Here is a 20,159-nt window from a genome sequence, read left to right as displayed (position 1 = left end):
AAAAATTTTTACACTTGAAGCACGCCCATATTGAAACGCTCTGTAATTGGTGCATGGTTCGCCGCCTCTATTCCCATAGAAATCCATGTTCTGGTCTCTAGCGGATTGATGATGGCATCTGTCCATATTCTTGCAGCAGCATAAGTTGCTTCGGTTTGTTTTTTATATTTTTTAGAAGTGTCATTTAATATTTTTTGATGCTCTTCTTCGGTAATTTCTTTACCTTGTTTTTTAAGAGTACTTTCTTGAATTTGAACCAATACTTTTGCTGCCTGAGCGCCTCCCATAACGGCCAAATCTGCCCAAGGCCATGCTACTATTAATCTTGGGTCGTAAGCCTTTCCACACATGGCATAATTTCCTGCCCCATAAGAATTTCCTGTAATAATCGTAAACTTAGGCACTACTGAATTTGATACCGCATTAACCATTTTAGCCCCATCTTTAATAATCCCGCCATGCTCTGATTTAGAACCTACCATAAAGCCCGTTACATCTTGTAAAAACACCAATGGAATTTTTCTTTGGTTGCAATTAGCAATAAATCGTGTGGCTTTATCCGCAGAATCCGAGTAAATTACCCCCCCGAATTGCATCTCGCCTTTGCCACTTTTTACTAATTTTCTTTGGTTGGCTACAATCCCTACACTCCAGCCATCTATCCTCGCCGTGGCACAGATAATAGATTTACCATAGTCGGCTTTGTATTCCTCATATTCAGAATTATCGACTAAGCATTTAATGATTTCGTGTGTATCGTATTGCTCCGTACGAGAGGCTGGAATAATACCAAAGATATGTTCTGGATTCTCTTTTGGTGGGGCACTTTCTATTCTATCAAAGCCTGCTTTATCATAATCGCCAATAGATTTCATAATATTTTTAATACGGTCGAGGGCATCTTTATCGTCTTTCGCTTTATAATCCGTAACACCAGAAATAGAACAATGGGTAGTAGCGCCACCTAAAGTTTCATTATCAATACTTTCCCCAATCGCCGCTTTTACAAGATAACTCCCTGCTAAAAAGATAGAGCCTGTTTTATCTACAATCATCGCTTCATCACTCATAATAGGTAAATAAGCACCTCCTGCTACACAGCTACCCATTACCGCAGAAATTTGGATAATGCCCATCGCACTCATCTTAGCATTGTTTCGGAAAATACGCCCAAAGTGCTCTTTATCTGGGAAAATTTCGTCTTGCATTGGTAAATACACCCCCGCAGAATCCACTAAGTAGATAATGGGCAGTTTATTTTCCATCGCTATTTCTTGGGCTCTTAAATTCTTTTTTCCCGTAATAGGAAACCATGCCCCTGCTTTTACTGAAGCATCATTGGCAACCACTAAACATTGTCTGCCCGATACATAGCCCATTTTTATCACCACACCGCCTGCTGGACAACCGCCATGTTCCTCATACATTTCATATCCTGCAAATGCGCCAATTTCAATACTGTCTTTATTATCATCTAAAAGATAGTCGATACGCTCGCGCGCCGTCATCTTTCCCTGACTTCTGATTTTTTCTAGCCTCTTCTTTCCGCCGCCTTCTTTAATCTTACCTAGAATTTGATTGATTTCCGATAGTTTGAGTTTATTAATATCTTCGTTTTTATTAAACTGTAAATCCATAGTTCGCTGTTTTAAGTGCCTAAAGATACTATTTTTTACTAAAATAAAAAATGTTTTACGGCAATGGTCTTAAAAATAAAACGGCTTCGCAATTCAAATTTCTTAACACCGTAAATACCAACAAGACCAATAAAATAATTTCTAAAAAATAACGGTATTTAGTAATAGACTGCCCTATATTTTTTTGAAATAAAAGATTGTAGAGCCAAATGAATACAAACGGTAAGGATATAATAAACAAAGGATTATACAGCAATGCCGCTATAAAATTGAAATTTAACAATTGATGCAATGCCCGCTGACCGCCACAGAATGGACAATAGATTTTAAACCAAGTATAACTAGGACACGCAGGGAAAAAAGTCTCAACAGCGGGATTGTATACTCGGTAGAGCCATAACACTATTGCAAGTGCAATACTTATGTCTAAAACCCAAAGTGTTTTTTTATATTTATAATTTTTCACTTGGACTAATGTACTAATTTATTCCGTAAAAATCTCTACCTGATATCCCACGCCTCTTACAGAATCTATTGAGGTTTTAGGCTCGTGCTGAAAATATTTTCTTATTCTACTGATAAATACATCTAAACTTCTTCCAGAAAAATAATCGGTTTCTTCCCAAAGTTGATTGAGAATATCCTCTTTTGACACCAAACTATGGTTGTGTTTTAGCAAAAATAATAACAATCGTATTTCCTTTTTAGTCAATCGAGTGGAGTGTTGAGCGTGTTCTAAAATATAAGTTTCGGGGTGTAAGGTATAACTACCCAACGCGATAGGCTCTTGGGGATTAGACCATCGGCTGCGCTTAAGGATATTATTTAATCTCAGTACCAATTCTTCGGGTTCGCAAGGTTTGGCTAAATAATCTTCAGCACCAATTTTGAGTCCAGTGATACGATCAATTTTTTGATTTTTAGCGGTTAAAAATAATAATGGAAACTGTGGCTTTTCTTTTAAAATCGTTTGGGCTAAAGTAAAACCATCTATCTTCGGCATCATCACATCTAAAATCCCTATATGAAATTCCCAATGCGAAAATAGCAGCGCCACCTCTTCTGGATTTTGATACCAAGACACTTCAAAATTGCTAAGCTCCAAATATTGCTTTAGCACATGCCCAAAATCCTCATCATCTTCTACTAATAAGACTTTGTATTTCATAAGTTTTTGAATTTAATTTTAAACTCTGTCCCTTTGTGATGACTATGGACTTCTATTTCGCCATGGTATTGATTAACCAATTGTTTTACAATATATAGCCCCATGCCCAAACCTTTAGTTGTATGTATATTTCCTTCGGATACGCGATAGAATTTATCAAAAATATTATCTTGATGGTCTTTCGAAATCCCTCTACCATTATCTTTTACACTGATATAGACTTCATTTTGAGAAAGTTTATTTATAATCACTTTTATATAAGTTCCTCCATACTTTATAGCGTTGTCTAGTAAGTTAGATAAAAGGATTTCAAATTCATTTTGAGAGAGCGACAACTGAAATGAACTACCTATATGATACTCCATTTTAATATTAGGATGTGTTGCAATAAAATCATTTAAAAACAATTGCGTATTCTCTATTGAAAAAGGTTGATGCTCGGAATGGTCTTGATGCAATCTTCCCAGTAAATACTCCAGTTTTAAAACTTGTCTATTAAGTAGTAATGTATGGTCATTTGGCTGCTGGGTATGCAATAATTTCGTGGCAAACTTCATGGTAGAAACAGGGGTTTTAAATTCATGAGAAATGGTGTCCACCGTATCATGAAGTACAGCAATGGCTTTAGTTTGGCGTTCAAAATTTCTTATCGTAAGAAAAAATAACACCAATACCGCTACCAAAATCATAAACGATAATAGTATAGGTGGCAATAACCTACGAAGTAAAATTTCATTAAGATTAAAAATTTTATACACCGAACAACTATAGGCTTCTATGTATATCTCATAATTGTCTTTTGTAACTTCATCGCTTTGGGAAGTGTATTCTGTTTTGTAACTACCTGAATAAAAAATAGTTCCTTTATTTACTGGTGGTTGGGTTTGGTAAATCGTCATCGGGTTATTAAAGAGTAACTGATGCTCCTTCCCATAGTAAATCTTAGAATAAAATTTGTGAACCCCCACTTTAAAATCGCTATTGGCAAAAAGACTATCTATATAGCGTTGTATTTTAGGTTGTCCTATTTTTTCTTTTTGGCTAAAAAAATATTTAATTTCTTTAAGACTCGTTTTTCCTATATTATAATCGCTAATTAATTTTGTGAGTTCACTGTCTCGACTCAACTCAACCAAATTTAAAGAATTTATATTGTCTAAGTCTTTTAATTTACCAGATATTTCTTTATGTAATTCCCCTTCTTTTAATTTCCAGAGGTTATAAACATAATAGCCTTGTACCGTCAATAACAATACAAAGAAAACGCTAAATAATATGAAATAAGTTCGATGCTTCAGTTTCATACGAGCAAATATAAAACTTCCGCTTTAGTCTATTGTTATATTAACCCTTCATTAACCTTTTATTAACCGAAATTCTTTAGTACAATCCTCATTTTTGCTCTAATAAAAGTTAAAACCAATGAAGAAGATTATTATTTTACTTAGCATTAGCCTCCCTTTAATGGGATGGACGCAAATTCAAGACTCCACAAAAGTAGATAGCATACAAGAAGTGGTACTAACCAAGAAAAATCCTATCACTAAGAGAAAGATAGACCGTATGGAGTTTAATGTAGAACATTCCAACTTAGCTTCGCTAAATGCGTGGGAAATTCTAAAGAAAACACCTGGGATTACAGCCGTAGGAAACCATCTTAGCATTAAAGGTAATCAAAATATTATAGTAACCATTAATGATAAAAAAATAATGATGACCGCAGATGAACTGAGAAACTACCTAGAAAACACACCTGGTTCGGAAATGCAAACGGTAGAAGTCATCAGTAATCCACCAGCCAAATACGAAGCCTCTGGTAGCGCCATTATCAATATCAAAATGAAAAATATAAAAAAGAAAGGTTATCGCGGCTCTGTTTATACAGGATATACCCAAGCCACCTACGCCAAAGGAAATGTAGGCACACGCCACGAATTTAAAAAGAACCGTTGGACATTATCTACTGGATTCAATTCTAATTTTGGTGACTACTTCCGTGAAAATATAGATGTGGTAAATTATGTAGAAGCTAATGAATCTTGGAAAAGTAATCTAAATCGCAAAGATACACAGAAGCCAACCCGCTCTTTCTATCTTAATACCGACTATGAGGTGGATAGCTTGACAACGCTAAGTCTCAACTATCACTTGTCTCATTCTCCTAATGTTTATGGTTTGTATGATGTCCCTACCTATATTTATGAAAATGGAGGAAACCAGCCCGTGTCTAATTATAGAACCCTAAACGATCATTACTCTAAATATTTCAGCCAAAGTTTGAGTACCCAGCTGGATAAGAAATGGAATAAAAACAACAAATTTTCGTGGCGAAATCATTGGATTAACAATCGAAAGAATGCATTTAGTGATATTGAAACTTTTCTTAATTTTAAAAATCAACCTGCTTCTACAAATCATTTTAGCACCGATGATGATGCTCGTATTAATCTTTACTCTACCCAAGTGGATTTCGAGTTTAAACCCAATGCCCTAACCATAGAAACGGGTAGTAAATATAGTTTTGTACATACCAACGCATTATTGGATTTTCAAGAAACTCAAGGAAAAACTTTGGTACATCATCCACAAAAAAGCAACGATTTTGATTATAAAGAACATAACTTTGCGGCTTATCTCTCTGCACAATACGAATGGCAATCTTGGCAATTAAAAGCAGGACTAAGAACAGAATACACGGGATTAAAAGGCGTGGCTCAACCTCGAAATGCCACCAACCAACAACATTATTGGAAATGGTTTCCCACCTTGTATATCCAATATACTTCGCCAACAAAACATCAATTAGGATTTTCTTATAGCAAGCGCATCAGTCGTCCGTCTTATCAATATTTAAACCCTGCTAAATCTTATTTCAATTTATTTTCTTATTTCCAAGGCGACCCGAATTTAAAGCCTACCATTTCACATCATTTTAATCTTAACTACACTTATAAAAATTGGAATATCGAAGGGTTTTATTATAAAAATATATCGCCTTCCATGGAAATATCTTATCAAAACCCTGCTACTAAAATGATGATATATCACTATACTAATTTAGAAAAAGACCAAGCGTTTGGTATGGAATTTAATAAAACTTTTCATCCTACTTCTTTTTGGGATATCAGCGTTTATAGCTCGGGAATTTATAATGAAAACTATTTTTTGGGGCTTGACCAAAAGATTTATCTAAACCATTTATTGTCAATCAGAACTCAAATTTCCAGCACTTTTACTTTGGATAAAACCAGTGATTGGCAACTTGAATTGGGGCATATGTATAGCTCTGGCATGATTCAAGGAAATATGACTGCAAGTGCGTCTCACAATATTTATTTAGCGACCAACCGAAAGTTTTTTGATAAAAAGTTAGAAGTCAGTCTTTATGTTAATGATCTATTTAGGACAGACAAAGCCACTTTTAGAACCAAGTACGCCAATCAAGATAATTACTTTATAGATTATCAAGACACACAAAGTTTGAGTTTAAAACTGACCCATCGATTTGGAAATCATAAATTAAAATCTACCAAAACAATTAAAGACATCGAAGAGAAAAATAGAATGTAGAAATATAAACTCGATAGATCATAGATTGATGGTTAGCTTTTTTTAATTAAAGAGGCTAACTTTTTTTACCATAAAATTCCCATGTAAAAACTTGGAAACTTTTTTTGTTTTTAAGTTTTTTTGTTTAATTTTGCACCCGAATTATGAGTGAAAAAAATATTTTTTTAGACAAAGTAACCCAGCTGTTTTTAGAAAATGGTGCTAAAACCTTAACAATGGACGACATTGCTAAGGCATTTTCTATATCTAAAAAACACTGTATCAGCATTATAGCAATAAAGAAACGTTGCTAGATGAAGTATTGAAATACTTGCTGGATGATTTATTAATTAAATTAAAAGAGGGCGAAAAAAAATATCCAGACCCTATTGATAGTATGCTCATCGGGAATTCTGAAATGGAAAAAATTTCCGAAAGTAGCAAGAGTATATTTATAAAACAACTCATCAAATATTATCCAGACACCTACAATCAACATCTTCTGGACATTTACAATACCATTTCTGAAGTGTTGATTTCAAATATTGAAAAAGGTAGAAATTTAGGATTATATAAAACCGATTTTGATGAAAAATTGTACAGCAAATATTTTCTTGAACTGATGTTTGCCTTTGACCATTCTCCGCTATTTGATAGTGAGGACAATCTATCCAGAAGCGAATTTTGTCAACGCATCATCATCTTTTATCTCAATGCCATAGTAACCCCAAAAGGTCTTGAAAAACTTAATCAAACCAAGAAAAATTTTTAACCCAAATATATGAACAGATACATTAAAATCATAGGGCTACTCGCCTTATTTGTACAAGGGACTCTCTCAGCACAGCAAACCCGCGTGCTTACCCTGTCCCAAGCTATCGACTACGCCATAGAAAATAAAGCCGATGCCGAAAAAGCTCGACTAAACATCCGAAAAGGCGATACTGAAATTGCAGAAGTAAGAGCCAATGCGCTGCCTAAAATCTCTGTAACCAGCAACACAGCCTATAACCCTCTACTACAAAAAAGCCTTCTACCAGGGGAAATGTTTGGTGCTCCAGGGCAAAAAATAGAAGTTTCTTTTGGGCAAAGATGGCAATCGAGTAATATGGTACAGTTGCAGCAAGTTTTGTTTAATCAATCGGTGTTTACAGGACTAAAAGCCGCTAAGTCGACTAAGGAATTTTACTTTATTAATGCACAGCTAACAGAGGAACAAATCATCCAAAAAGTAGCTGAGGCATATTACCAAGTATATCAATCTCAGCAAATGCTGAATAATTTAAAAGATAATCTGAATATCGCCCAGCAGACTATTAATATCATTAAAGGATTGTACGATGCAGGTTTGGCGAAAAAAATTGATTACGATAGAACTTCCGTAGCGGTAAATAATCTAAAAGCCAATGAGCAACAACTCATCAATGCTGTACAACTCAGTGAAAATGCCTTAAAATTTATGATTGGCATGCCCATGCAACAGGATATTGAACTTCCTGAAGGCACCTTTGAACCTTCTATTTTAGTGGCTGAAAACACACCTAATTTTTCTGAAAGAACCGAACTAAAATTATTAAATAAACAACTAGAATTACTTAACTGGAAGAAAAAAGCCTCTGAAGCAGAATACTATCCTTCCGCTGCACTAGTCGCTAACTATGGTTGGCTAGGACAAGGGGAAAAATTTCCATTTTGGAATGGTAAGGACAACGGGGTCTTTTGGTCAGATTTATCTTCTATTGCCCTAAGCATCAACATTCCTATTTTTAATGGATTTGCCATTAAGTCTAAAGTTGAAAAAGATTTAATAGAAATAGAAAAAGCTAAAGCCGATTTAAAAGAAACCCAATTGGGGTTAGATTTAGCCTACAACAATGCTAAAACCCAACTTACCAATGGGCTTATCACCATTAAAAATCAAGAAAGTAATGTAAAGTTAGCCGAAGAAGTGCTTTCTAACACCCGCTCTAACTATCAATATGGTTTAGCCACACTGAACGATATCTTAGATGCCGAAAAAGACCTTGCCGAAGCAAAAAATAATTTAACCAAATCTAAACTGGATTATAAATTAGCAGAAATAGAACTTTTAAAATCCCAAGGAAAACTCAGAACTTTAAATCAAAACTAAAAACTTAAAAATATGAATAAGAAAACAATTATATCCATCATTGTAGTAGTAGCTGCGGCGATAGGCTTCTTTTTTATCTTACAAAAGAATAAAAAGAATAACCAAGAGAAAGTAGACATCGTAGCGAAAAAGAATGCCGATGTTGCAGTGCGTGTCGCCAAAGTGTCTAAAGAGCACATCGGTGGGGACTTTAGCGTTAATGGGACTTTCTTACCTAATAAACAAGCCGATATTGCAGCGGAAATGGGCGGACAATTAGTGGCACTCTATGTAAAAGAAGGCAGTTATGTAAAAGCAGGACAAGTGATTGCCAAGTTAAAAGGTGACCAACTGAATGTTAGTGTAAACAATGCCCAAGCCAACTTAGACCAAGCCCTCTCTGCCCTTAGCAGATACGAAGCCGCTTATAAAACGGGGGGAGTTACTGCCCTACAACTCGACCAAGCTAGACTTCAAGTAAAAAATGCCCGCGCCCAAGTACAATCGGCTAGATTACAATCTGGCGACACGAGAGTGGTATCCAAAATCAGTGGTATGGTAAACAAAAAAATGGTGGAACTCGGAAGTGTGATCGGTGCAGGGACGCCGATTGTCCAAGTCGTAGATATTTCTTCACTCAAACTAAAAGTAGATGTAGATGAGTCTCTAGTGTCTCAACTATCCATCGGAAATACAGTGGCAGTAAAACCAAGTGTAATTGATGGCAACATAGATGGACGCATCACCTTTATTGCACCAAGCTCTAATGGCGCCTTAAAATTTCCTGTGGAAATTACCATTGCCAATGCGACTAAACAACTGAAAGCAGGAATGTATGGCACCGCTATATTCAAAACCAGTGGTGATGGCGATGTGTTGACGATTCCTAGAGAAGCCTTTGTAGGCGGAATTAATGATAATTTGGTGTTTGTGGTAAGAGATAATGTAGCCTACCTAACCAAAATCCAAAGTGGCACCAACTATGGTGATAAAGTAGCCGTAACTGGTGGATTAAAAGAAGGTGATATTGTAGTCACCAGTGGACAAATCAACCTTGTTGATAAAACCAAAGTAAAAGTAATAAAGTAACCTCAATTTAAAACTTTATTATAAAACAATTTTGAACAAAACATAATTATGAAATTAGCAGAAGTATCCATAAAAAGACCCAGCCTCGTGATTGTGATGCTCGTACTACTCATTTTGGGTGGGCTATTCAGTTACAAACAACTGAACTACGAGCTAATCCCAAAAATGGAAATTAAAGTGGTCACTATATCTACCATATATCCAGGAGCTTCGCCTTCCGAAGTAGAAAATACGGTTTCTAAAAAAATTGAAGACGCTGTATCTTCTCTAGAGGGTGTAAAAAGTATCCAAGCCAAATCTTATGAAAGTCTTTCGGCGGTCATCATTGAATTTAATCAAGATGTAGATGTCAATTACGCCATGAACGATGCCCAAAGAAAAATCAATGCCATTCGTTCGGATTTACCAGATGATGCAAAAGAACCATCGTTAACACAATTCTCGTTATCAGATTTGCCAGTGGTTAGCATGGGAATTACTGCCAACCTTTCGGAAAGTGAACTTTATGATTTGATAGACCAAAAGATTCAGCCAGAATTTTCTAGAATCCCAGGGGTAGCAAAAGTAAATGTTATCGGTGGGCAAGAACGCGAAATCCGCATCAACCTAAATCAAGAAAAATTAGAAGGCTATGGACTTACCATTCCACAAGTGGTGCAGATCATTACTACCTCGAATATGGACTTCCCTACGGGAAACCTTCAGACGCGTAGCAATTCTACATTGATTCGTCTTTCGGGTAAAATTGCTTCCATAGACCAACTTAGAAACTTAACGATTGCCTCTCAAAATGGTATTAATATTCGCCTTTCGGATGTAGCAGAAGTTCAAGACACTCAGAAAAAAGTAGAGAAAATTGCACGAATTAACCAGCAGAATACCCTTTTACTTCAAGTCCAAAAACAAACCGATGCGAACGCCGTAACAGTAAGTGAATTGGTACAGAAAAAAATGCAGGATATAGAAACGCAATACAAAGACCAAAATATTAAAATCAACCTAGCGAATGATACTTCGATATTTACATTAGCTGCGGCAGATTCCGTAACCCACGACTTACTGATTGCGGTTGCCTTAGTAGCCTTTGTGATGTTATTTTTCCTTCATAGCTTTAGAAATGCAGTGATTGTAATGGTGTCTATCCCAACTTCATTGATTGCCACTTTTATTGGAATGCTCATTTTTGGTTATTCCTTAAACTTAATGAGTTTACTCGCCTTATCTTTAGTGGTAGGTATCCTAGTGGACGATGCTATTGTAGTGATTGAAAATATCCACCGCCATATGGAAATGGGTAAAAATAAAGTGCGTGCCGCTTACGACGGGTCTAAAGAAATTGGATTTACCGTAGCCGCAATTACGATGGTGATTGTAGTGGTATTCTTACCTATCGCGTTAAGTTCTGGTATGGTACCGAACATTATCCGTCAGTTCTGTGTTACGGTGGTGATTTCTACATTATTATCTTTATTGGTATCCTTTACCGTAGTGCCTTGGTTATTTTCAAGATTTGGTAAATTAGAATTGATTAGTAAAACTTCTCTTTTAGGAAAAGTAATTTATAAGTTTGAAGATGGCTTAACGAAGTTCACCAACTTTATGTCTAATCTATTAGAATGGTGCCTTAGAAATAAAATAAAAACCTTTATCGTAACGGCTTTATTATTTGCAAGCTCTATCGTGCTTTTAATGATGGGCTATATTGGGGCAGACTTTTTCCCAAAAACAGACAAAGGTGAGTTTTTAGTTCAACTTGAAATGCCAAAAGATGTTTCAATAGAGCAAACCAATCAAATGACGAGAAAAGCCGAGCAATATTTAGCGAAAAATCCTTTCGTGGAAACTATGATTACTACTGTGGGACAGTCCAGTAGTGGTCTAGGTGCTGCACAATCTACACCGAATAAATCCGAAATTAATGTAAAATTAGTGGATAAATCCAAGCGTGATGAAGCCAGTAATATTTTTGCGGCTAAAATAAAACGCGAACTCGAAAAAGTGTTGGTAGGTGCTAAAGTGACTACTGTACCTATGGGATTACTCGGTGCCGATAATGCATCTATCCAAATGGTAGTAACTGGAAATACCCTAAAAGACGCGATGGACTATGCTAAAGCCATAGAAAATAAACTGAGAACCATAGAAGGGGCAACGGAAATAAAACTGAGTGTAGAAGAAGGAAGCCCAGAAATTTCGGTTTCGGTAGATCGAGATAAAATGACAGCACTAGGACTTAATGTAGCCACGGTGGGACAAACTCTGAGAATTGCCTTTAGTGGAAATACCGATAATAAATTCCGTACAGGTAACAACGAGTACGATATGAATATTATTTTAGATGAAACCAACCGAAACAGCATCGATGATGTAAGAAATGTGGCTTTCATCAATAACCAAGGTCAGAAAATCCAATTGGCTCAGTTTACCAATATTGAGTACTCTTCGGGGCCAGCCATTTTGGAACGCTACGACCGTTCACCATCGGTTACAGTAAATGCTCAGAATGTGGGTAGAAGTACTGGAGCTATTGCCGATGAACTAACGAAAGACATGGAAAGTATGCAAAAACCAGCAGGGGTTAAATGGAAATGGATAGGTAATATGGCAAACCAAAGCGAAGGGTTTGGTACTTTAGGTTACGCATTGCTTGCCGCTATTTTGCTTGTTTATATGATTATGGTGGTACTTTACGATGATTTTGTAAAACCATTCATTGTCTTGTTCTCTATCCCATTATCCTTTATTGGAGCATTATGGGCGTTAGCATTAACCAATCAAAGTTTAAATATCTTTACCATATTAGGTATCATTATGTTGATTGGATTGGTAGCGAAGAATGCGATTCTCTTGGTAGACTTTGCCAACCATAGATTACAGCACGGCGAAACCATTACCAATGCTTTACTACAAGCTAACCATGCCAGATTAAGACCTATTTTAATGACCACAATTGCCATGGTATTTGGTATGTTGCCTATTGCGATGGCGTCTGGAGCGGCATCGGAAATGAATAATGGATTGGCGATTGTCATCATTGGAGGGCTACTTTCCTCCTTATTCCTTACCTTAGTGATTGTGCCCGTAGTTTACTATATCGTGGTAAAATTAGAAGAAAAATTCTCTAAGCACGACAAAAAAGACTACGACGCCCTAATGGTAGCAGACTACGAACATCTACATCCCGAAGATGAAGTAGAGTTTTAAAAAAATTCTTAAACTCAAAAAGCCGATTTATAGCAGTTATAAATCGGCTTTTTATTTTGGAACTTTAATACTTTATGCTTTAGGCAAACTAATAACTTATCAATCAAAACTTCCCCCCCCAACTGATTTATCATCCTAATATAAACAGACGCTGAAACAAGTTCAGCGTGACACGCTTTTATTGACTAGATGCTTTAGGCATTAGGCTATAAGCAACAAGCAAACTTAAACATCTTCACTCAACACTTTTACCTCCATTTATAATCTATAATTTAACATTTTAAATTGCAATAGGCAGTAGGCTTTATGCCGTAAGCCGCCCCCCTTATTACTCAAAACTCATCACTCAAAACTTTTTTCAATAATATAAAAAAACAAAAAAGGCTACTTATTGCTAAGTAACCTTTTGTAGGGTGGATGACCGGTCTCGAACCGGCGACCTTCGGAACCACAATCCGACGCTCTAACCAACTGAGCTACAACCACCGTTTTGTGGGTGCAAATATAAAACTATTTTTAATACTTACAAAATTATTGAATCAAAATTTTTAAATGCGATCAACTTCTCTGTGGTAAAGCCCTCCGCATAAGTGACACCAGAAAGCCGCCCAAGGTCTTGAGCTCGATATGTCAAACTCTCTAAAAAATCCTTTGTCGCAATAGGCGTCATGGGTTCTTCGGATTTTGGATCGTAAAATTGGGTCTTATATGCCAAACAGGCCTCTTTCTTTTTATCCATAAAATCTGTAATATCCACCACAAAATCTGGAGTAATATTTTTCCATTGGATATAATTAAAAATATGCTTCGGGCGCCACGCCTCTTGTAAAGTGCCATCTTCCAATTGAGTTTCAATTTTGACCAATCCAGATAAAAAACAAGCATCAGAAATTAACTTGCAGGCTTTGGCATGATCGGGATGGCGGTCCTCAATGGCATTAGCAAACACAATTTCTGGACGGTATTTTCTAATCATTTTTACAATACGCATTTGGTATTCTTCGGAATTGACAAGAAAACCATCTTTCATTTTAAGATTTTCTCTATGCTGGATGCCCAATATTTTGGAGGCATTAGCTGCTTCGTTGTATCGGGTGTCTTTAGTGCCTCGGGTGCCTAGCTCCCCTTGGGTCAAATCTACAATCGCTGCTGTTTTCCCTTCCGAAATTAATTTGGCAAGGGTACCGCCACAACCTAATTCCACATCATCTGGATGTGCGCCAATGGCTAAAATATCTACTTTCATATAGCAAAGATAAGCATTTTAAAAAGTATAAGAAAAACTCCTTAGCCAAATGACTAAGGAGTAAGAATAGTATTGTGAAAATATTATTTATTCAAAGACTGAGAAAGATTTTGAGCATCTTTATAGTCTGGTTTCAATTGCAAAGATTTAGATACATAATCTTTAGCTTTAGCCACATTAGAATCTTTTTCCAAGTAAGCCACTGCAAAATAAGCATACGCTAAAGTTTCTTGATTCTTAGCACGCTCCTCAGCCGATTGCTTGTCCAAAGTATCTATAAATGATTGGTAAGCCATCTTAGCTAAATCATTATTGCCTGCTTGCTGATAAGCGTAACCTTGGCTATAATACGCTGGTGCCCAATTTGGTAGTAAATTTATCATTTGTTGCCATGCATAAGCCGCTCCATTCCAGTTTTTAACATCCTGATAAGCCATCGCTAATTTATAGATATTATCACTGTTTTTTGGATCTGCCGCTACTTGTGCCTTTAGTGCATTTACTTCTGGGCTTGTAGGTCCAGATTCTGCTGCCGCTTTCAAATCGCCTCCTCCACTATTGATTTTTGCTAGTTCTACGTCCCATTGCATAGTTTGATCCTTTGCTGCCTTTGCTAAAGCAATTTTTTCTTGAGACATTCTTTTGAGATTATCTTTTGTCGTTGCATCTTCGGACTGGTATGCTTGGCCTGCATAGATTAAGCCTAATAAGCCTTGATCAGCAGGCTGAACTCTAGACGCATCAACCTGAGAAATAAATTGATCCAAATTTTTCTTCGCTTCGTCATATTTATGCTCACTATACAATAAGTATGCTCTAAGTTTGTATTTAATAGGATCATCTACTTTATCAAAAACTTTAGCTAAAACTTCTTCAGATTCTTTATAGTTACCATTAGCAAAATACAATTTTGAAACTTCTAATAAAGTTACTGGATCTTCATCAGCATATTTAAGATAGTTCAATAAGTTAATTGCCGCTTCATCATGCTTTTGATATCTAATGTTATAGTTGGCTAATGCTTTATAAGCTGGCGCATAAGTTTTATCTACGGCCAAAGATTTATTTAAATTTTCTACCGCTAACTTCCATTGGTTAGCTGCCATCCAAAGTGTAGCCATTCTGGTAAATACAGACGCTTTATTTCTCGCTACCATTGCCGCATTATCATAGGCGTTCATAGCGTTGCCCGCATCTTTTTTTAGACGATAAGCATCCCCTAGAGAATAGTAATAGTTAGCAGGCACCTTACCTTTTTTTCCTGCTCTTTCTATAGCTTGGTTGATATAATCAATTGCTAGATCAGGAGCATTATGATTTTCAAACATCGTTAAAGCTTCCCCTGCTCTGAAAAGAACTTCCGCATCTTTACCTCTTGAGTCTTCAACAATTTCTTTAATCTCATTAATGGCTGCTTTGTTACCTTTTCCTAATTTAATAGTAGCCAAACCAATCTTATCCAAATACGCTCTTCTATCTTTTGCTAGTCCTTTATCAAAGTATTCTTTAGCCTTATCAAAATTAGGTTCATATTGAGTAAGATAAATATTACCCATATAAAAATAATTTTCAGAAGATGGATCTTTTTGTATCAATTGATTAAAAACTTCTTTAGCTTTAGCATACTTATGCGCATCCATATTTTGAAGCCCCTCTTCTACGGTTTGGGCATTTACGAAATTCAAACTTAGGGCCGCTACCGCTACTCCTAACACAACTTTTTTTCTCATTATATTATATTTCATTTTTAAATTAATTGAATGATTTATACGATTGTTAAACAATTATTATTCCAAAATTATCTCATTTGTACCTCTCGCTTATAAATGTTATAAGGTTGAAGTCCTTGTTTTGACACTACAATTTGCCCCAATTGAGTACACGAAAACCTAATGAAACCATTCCCTACACCAAAAAAGCCTTCATTGGTCAAAAAATATAAAATTCGAGTAAAGGGATAGCTCATATCTCTAATATTAGCCAAATCTGGCGTATGTGCTTTACCATCTTGAGTCCTAATCGATAGAATTTTAATTTGATCTTTAAGTGTCTGAATTTCTTTTGAATATTCCCTACTGATGGTATTTAAACTAATCACCCCTATTTTATTGGGATATTGATGTAAATTTTTAATGATATTCTCATTACCTCTTATAACTGAAAATTTCAAATCCGACGGTTTTTTATGAAGCATTTGAGCTACAAAATTAAGATTACTCGCATTGGTTCCATCAAAGATTAAATCTTTAGTATCGGAATTTAATAATTTATCAATTTCTTGCATAGATAGGTACTCACGGCTGGAATTTTTAGGCACTACAAAAACCACCGCATCGCCAGCAAATTTAGCTGGCTGGTAATCCATCCCTATTTTTTTTTCATAAAGTTTCTGCTCTTTTTCAGATAAAGGTCTAGACATCACAATAACCTGTGCACGATTCTCCAGTAAATCGATAAGTGCAGAATCCTCTTTTTTATATTCCACATCGATTTTAGCTTCTGGATAAAACGCCATATAGCGTTCTGACAAGGCCTCTGTTACATTTTTAAAAGACTCATCAGATTCTAAAACAATATTTCCTTTTTGCGGATTTTGGGCTTCTTCACCTTTTTTACAAGAAAAAAGCATGGTCGCAATAATAAAATAAAATAAAAATGAATATTTATACATTATTTCGTTCTTTTTTAATTTTATAAATGGCTCTAACGATTCTAAAGATTCCATAAACAATCATCAAAATACCTAATGGATACGCTACATAGTCTTCTAGCGGAATTACAAAAAATTTATAGACTAATACCACTACGCCTAAGACGATATAAATAATACCTGCGAAAATAGATAAATAATTAAACATAGCAACAAATATAATAAAAAAAGAGAAGCTTTCGCTTCTCTTTATATAAATTTAACAGAATTTTAAAAATACTAATAATCAAAATTCATTGTTACTGGCATTCTAAATCTAGAACGAACAGGTTCACCATTTTTCTTACCTGGTTTCCATTTCGCACGGATAGATTTAATTGCTCTTTCCGCTTCTTTGTTGAATGTAGAGTTAGAACCTGTAGCCTTTACTTGGGTAATAGATCCATCTATTTCAACAACGAATGTAACATTAGTTTTTAGAGTACCTTCATCACCATCCATTACTGATGTATCAAAGTTTTCTTGGAAGGCTCTTCTAAATCCAGACTCACCACCTCCTGAGAATTCTGCTAATTGGTCTACACTTTCATAAACCTCTGTTTTGCTTACCTGAGGTTTTACTTCCACCGTTGATGCCTTAGTCCCTGTAGAAGGTGGCGGTGGCGGTGGTGTATAAGAAGGCTTTTTAACGCCTTCTTGAGGAACTACCCCAACCGTGGTTTCTTTTTGTACAGAAACGGGTGGTGGTGGTGTTTCAATCTTAGGTGCCTTAACCGGCTCTGGCACCACATTTTGAATAACTTCAATTTTTTCTTCCTCTTGTGGTGGTGGCGGTGGCGGCGGTGGTTCTTCTTCTTTTGGTTGCTCTAAAATAGGCTCTTCTTCAGGAAGAATTTCCACTAAATTAGCTTCCACATCTACCGTAGGATCTGCGGTCATTTGCTTGATCTTCATCATAACGAAGGGAACAGCAGCCAACACGCAAAACAATGCAGTACCGATTAAGAATGCCTTAGTTAAGATTCTTCTATAACTACTTCTTAAATCGAAAGCACCATAAGCCTTGTTTCTATTTTCAAATACAATCTCATCCAAAGTTGGATTGTACCCTAAATTTTCATCTGACATATTTATGAATTTTTAAGGGTTAACTAATTATTTTGTATTACCGACTTTTTTATCATAAATAGCTTTCTCCCAAGGTTTAATATCGGTTACCCCATATCTCTCATTTTTAGTTACAGCCATTTCGTCTAGTACATCTACAAAATTTTTAAATACAGCTTCATCAGTGGGCTTTATAATTACAGTAAATTTTTCCTGATCTTTAGCCCTCTTCTTCGCATTCTCAATTACTTTCGTAATACCATCTTTATCAAAAGTTGTTTCTTGTAAGGTTTGGTCATTTAAACCTTCTTGATCTAACTGGTGATAAAATATTCTATTATCTTTACCAACTATTAAGGAAATAGAATTAGATAAATCAATTTCTGTTTTAGGTGGCTTCACATTCTCATCCTTAGGTTTCGCAGGAAGTCCTAAATCCATTACATTTGGTTTACTAAAAGTAGTAGTAAACATAAAGAATGTAATTAATAGAAACCCTAAGTCCACCATCGGGGTCATGTCTACTCGCGTAGACTGCTTCTTGGAACGGACTTTGCCGCCCTTGTCGCCTTTATCTTGTACTTGTACTTCTGCCATTTCTATTATTATTTACCTTCTTGTGTTGTAATTAACCAAAAATTGGTTTTATTAATATCTCTCAATCCTTCAAATAGTTCTTTAATTTCTGGGTAATTAGTTTCCCCGTCACCCTTAACGGCTAACTTATAATCACCATTAACCAGTAGACTTTGCTCCACCCAGTCAATTAACTGTCTATTCGTACTATCCAACGGCACTCCCGTAGGACTTTTAAATGCTTTTTGCTCATCTTCCTTAAGGTTCAAAAAACTCTTTAACTGAGCCATTGGAACCCCTACTGCCTGAACTTTAGTAAATGCTACTTTTTCCTTGTCGGTAAAAGACAGTCCATATTTTTTACCCATATTTTCAAGTATCTGCATTCTTTCAGTACCATTTTCTACGGGTTGAAAGTAGAATTTACCATCCTTTGTTACATTTACGGTCATAAGACTCGCATCTGGCAACAAGGTTTCAGAGATAGAAGATGGCGGTTTTATCTGTTCCACATCAGGTTTCTTAAACTGAGTGGTCAAGATAAAGAAGGTTAGTAGTAGGAAAGCAACATCACACATCGCAGTCATATCCGTTACTACCCCGTGTCTTTTTGGTTTGACTCTCGCCATTGTTCTTATATTTTTTAATTAAACTTCTATTACACTGCAATATCTATATTGCAATTATCATTCCTTTTGAGATTTCCAGATTAGTGGAACTCTGCGAATGATTGTTGGATAGACATACCGATTTCGTCAATCTTGTAAGTTAATCCATCAATTTTAGATGTAAAGAAGTTGTAAAGGATAATCGCGATTGCAGATGTACCAATACCTAATGCCGTATTAATCAAGGCTTCGGAAATACCGATAGATAATGCTGCAGCGTCAGGCGTACCTCCACCAGAACCTAAAGCAAAGAAAGCTTTAATCATCCCGATTACTGTACCTAATAACGCTACTAATGTTGCTACAGTACCTAAAGTTGAAAGAATCATCATATTCTTTTCAAGCATTGGCATTTCTAAAGTAGTTGCTTCTTCTAAAGCTTTGTTTAGGGCAATCATTTTTTGCTCTTTATCCATAGTAGTGTCATGAGCAAGAGCTTTGTAAGTTACTAAACCTTCTTTTACCACATTACCAACAGATCCTTGTTGCTCGTCGCATCTTACGATAGCCTCGTCGATTTTGTTTTGGTTAAGAAGTCTTCTGATTTCAAGTACGAAGTTATCCAAGTTTCCTTTTCCTTGTGCTTTCTTAATCACGAAGAAACGCTCGAATGAGAAAACGATCACGGTAATCATAAATAAAATCAAAACATGTACTACTGGTCCTCCCATGTAGATAATTCCCATAAAAGATTCTGGATGTAATTCTTTAGATGGTAGATCTGCAAACGCCACTGATGCTTGACCAGCGATTCTTGCATCTTCTTTAAAGTTACCTGGGTTACCTAAAATAAAGATGTAAATACTTAATGCAACTACATACAATATAGGTAGTACGATTGCTGGGTTTAACCCACTCTTTTGTCTAGCAATTACTTGCTCTTCCTTGTTTGAAACATTCATTTCCATATTAAACTTAAATTAAATTGTTAATTTTTTCAGGTTGTAAAGTAAAGTTAAAAAAATTAAAAAACCAAATAATATTTTTAAAAAGCCTAAATTCTAACCCAAGAACGCCGCCGTTAAAATTGTCTGGTAAATATTTTTTTTATAATTTTTATCATATTATTTTAGATTACAAACCCTTCTTATATTTTATAAAAAATTTATTTTACTTTTTTTTGAATCTATTAAATGTTAAATTTATATTAAAAAA

The 20,159-nt window shown here is 35.7% G+C and carries 17 protein-coding genes and 1 tRNA gene; 5 read left to right on the top strand and 13 right to left on the bottom strand.

Annotated features, from left to right (window positions below):
• Window positions 1–8: 8 nt before the first annotated feature.
• The 4 genes from C237_RS0103855 to C237_RS0103840 are packed head-to-tail and all read right to left on the bottom strand — an operon-like array spanning window position 9 to window position 4,109.
• Complete coding sequence (locus tag C237_RS0103855) at window positions 9–1,637, bottom strand: acyl-CoA carboxylase subunit beta (RefSeq protein ID WP_018675180.1); 1,629 nt, start codon at window positions 1,635–1,637, stop codon at window positions 9–11.
• Window positions 1,638–1,692: 55 nt separating this feature from the next.
• Window positions 1,693–2,103, bottom strand: a complete 411-nt coding sequence (locus tag C237_RS0103850) for a DUF2752 domain-containing protein (RefSeq protein WP_018675179.1) — start codon at window positions 2,101–2,103, stop codon at window positions 1,693–1,695.
• A gap of 18 nt (window positions 2,104–2,121) precedes the next feature.
• Window positions 2,122–2,805, bottom strand: coding sequence for a response regulator transcription factor (locus C237_RS0103845; RefSeq protein ID WP_018675178.1), 684 nt, complete (start codon window positions 2,803–2,805; stop codon window positions 2,122–2,124).
• A complete protein-coding gene (locus tag C237_RS0103840) occupies window positions 2,802–4,109 on the bottom strand; it encodes a sensor histidine kinase (protein ID WP_018675177.1) in 1,308 nt (435 codons plus the stop codon). Before C237_RS0103840 ends, C237_RS0103845 begins: the two co-directional genes overlap by 4 nt.
• Window positions 4,110–4,227: 118 nt before the next feature.
• Here C237_RS0103840 and C237_RS0103835 point away from each other — a divergent pair, with 118 nt between their 5' ends.
• The 5 genes from C237_RS0103835 to C237_RS0103815 all read left to right on the top strand — a co-directional run bounded on the left by C237_RS0103835 (window position 4,228) and on the right by C237_RS0103815 (window position 12,757).
• Complete coding sequence (locus C237_RS0103835) at window positions 4,228–6,375, top strand: outer membrane beta-barrel family protein (RefSeq protein ID WP_018675176.1); 2,148 nt, start codon at window positions 4,228–4,230, stop codon at window positions 6,373–6,375.
• Between the two features lie 286 nt (window positions 6,376–6,661).
• Window positions 6,662–7,126: a hypothetical protein gene (locus tag C237_RS13600; RefSeq protein ID WP_018675174.1), complete on the top strand. Its 465-nt coding sequence runs from the start codon at window positions 6,662–6,664 to the stop codon at window positions 7,124–7,126.
• A gap of 9 nt (window positions 7,127–7,135) precedes the next feature.
• Entirely contained in the window at window positions 7,136–8,485 is a 1,350-nt protein-coding gene (locus C237_RS0103825; protein ID WP_018675173.1) for a TolC family protein, read from the top strand.
• A 12-nt stretch (window positions 8,486–8,497) separates the two neighbouring features.
• Window positions 8,498–9,553, top strand: coding sequence for an efflux RND transporter periplasmic adaptor subunit (locus C237_RS0103820; RefSeq protein ID WP_018675172.1), 1,056 nt, complete (start codon window positions 8,498–8,500; stop codon window positions 9,551–9,553).
• A 48-nt stretch (window positions 9,554–9,601) separates the two neighbouring features.
• On the top strand, window positions 9,602–12,757 hold the full coding sequence (locus tag C237_RS0103815; protein WP_018675171.1) for an efflux RND transporter permease subunit: 3,156 nt from the start codon (window positions 9,602–9,604) through the stop codon (window positions 12,755–12,757).
• A gap of 412 nt (window positions 12,758–13,169) precedes the next feature.
• On the opposite strand, the gene C237_RS0103810 is transcribed toward C237_RS0103815, so the two are convergent.
• The 9 genes from C237_RS0103810 to C237_RS0103770 all read right to left on the bottom strand — a co-directional run bounded on the left by C237_RS0103810 (window position 13,170) and on the right by C237_RS0103770 (window position 19,912).
• A tRNA-His gene (locus C237_RS0103810) sits at window positions 13,170–13,243 on the bottom strand.
• Window positions 13,244–13,280: 37 nt separating this feature from the next.
• Window positions 13,281–14,003: a bacillithiol biosynthesis deacetylase BshB1 gene (gene bshB1 / locus C237_RS0103805; RefSeq protein WP_018675170.1), complete on the bottom strand. Its 723-nt coding sequence runs from the start codon at window positions 14,001–14,003 to the stop codon at window positions 13,281–13,283.
• Between the two features lie 83 nt (window positions 14,004–14,086).
• A complete protein-coding gene (locus C237_RS0103800; RefSeq protein WP_018675169.1) occupies window positions 14,087–15,733 on the bottom strand; it encodes a tetratricopeptide repeat protein in 1,647 nt (548 codons plus the stop codon).
• Between the two features lie 68 nt (window positions 15,734–15,801).
• Window positions 15,802–16,674 (bottom strand): PstS family phosphate ABC transporter substrate-binding protein, encoded by an 873-nt coding sequence (locus C237_RS0103795; RefSeq protein ID WP_018675168.1) that lies wholly within the window; start codon window positions 16,672–16,674, stop codon window positions 15,802–15,804.
• Window positions 16,667–16,861 carry a DUF308 domain-containing protein gene (locus C237_RS0103790; RefSeq protein WP_018675167.1) on the bottom strand — a complete coding sequence of 65 codons (195 nt, stop codon included), beginning with the start codon at window positions 16,859–16,861 and terminating at the stop codon, window positions 16,667–16,669. The genes C237_RS0103795 and C237_RS0103790 overlap by 8 nt, the downstream gene beginning before the upstream one ends.
• 71 nt (window positions 16,862–16,932) lie before the next feature.
• Window positions 16,933–17,781, bottom strand: coding sequence for an energy transducer TonB (locus C237_RS0103785; protein WP_018675166.1), 849 nt, complete (start codon window positions 17,779–17,781; stop codon window positions 16,933–16,935).
• Window positions 17,782–17,808: 27 nt separating this feature from the next.
• Window positions 17,809–18,357, bottom strand: a complete 549-nt coding sequence (locus C237_RS0103780) for a biopolymer transporter ExbD (RefSeq protein WP_018675165.1) — start codon at window positions 18,355–18,357, stop codon at window positions 17,809–17,811.
• Window positions 18,358–18,365: 8 nt separating this feature from the next.
• Complete coding sequence (locus C237_RS0103775; protein WP_018675164.1) at window positions 18,366–18,965, bottom strand: ExbD/TolR family protein; 600 nt, start codon at window positions 18,963–18,965, stop codon at window positions 18,366–18,368.
• Between the two features lie 80 nt (window positions 18,966–19,045).
• Window positions 19,046–19,912, bottom strand: coding sequence for a MotA/TolQ/ExbB proton channel family protein (locus C237_RS0103770; RefSeq protein WP_018675163.1), 867 nt, complete (start codon window positions 19,910–19,912; stop codon window positions 19,046–19,048).
• Window positions 19,913–20,159: the final 247 nt, after the last annotated feature.

It is taken from the genome of Riemerella columbina DSM 16469 (assembly GCF_000374405.1).
Taxonomy (GTDB): Bacteria; Bacteroidota; Bacteroidia; order Flavobacteriales; family Weeksellaceae; genus Riemerella; species Riemerella columbina.
This window is presented reverse-complemented; position numbering and strand designations above follow the sequence as displayed.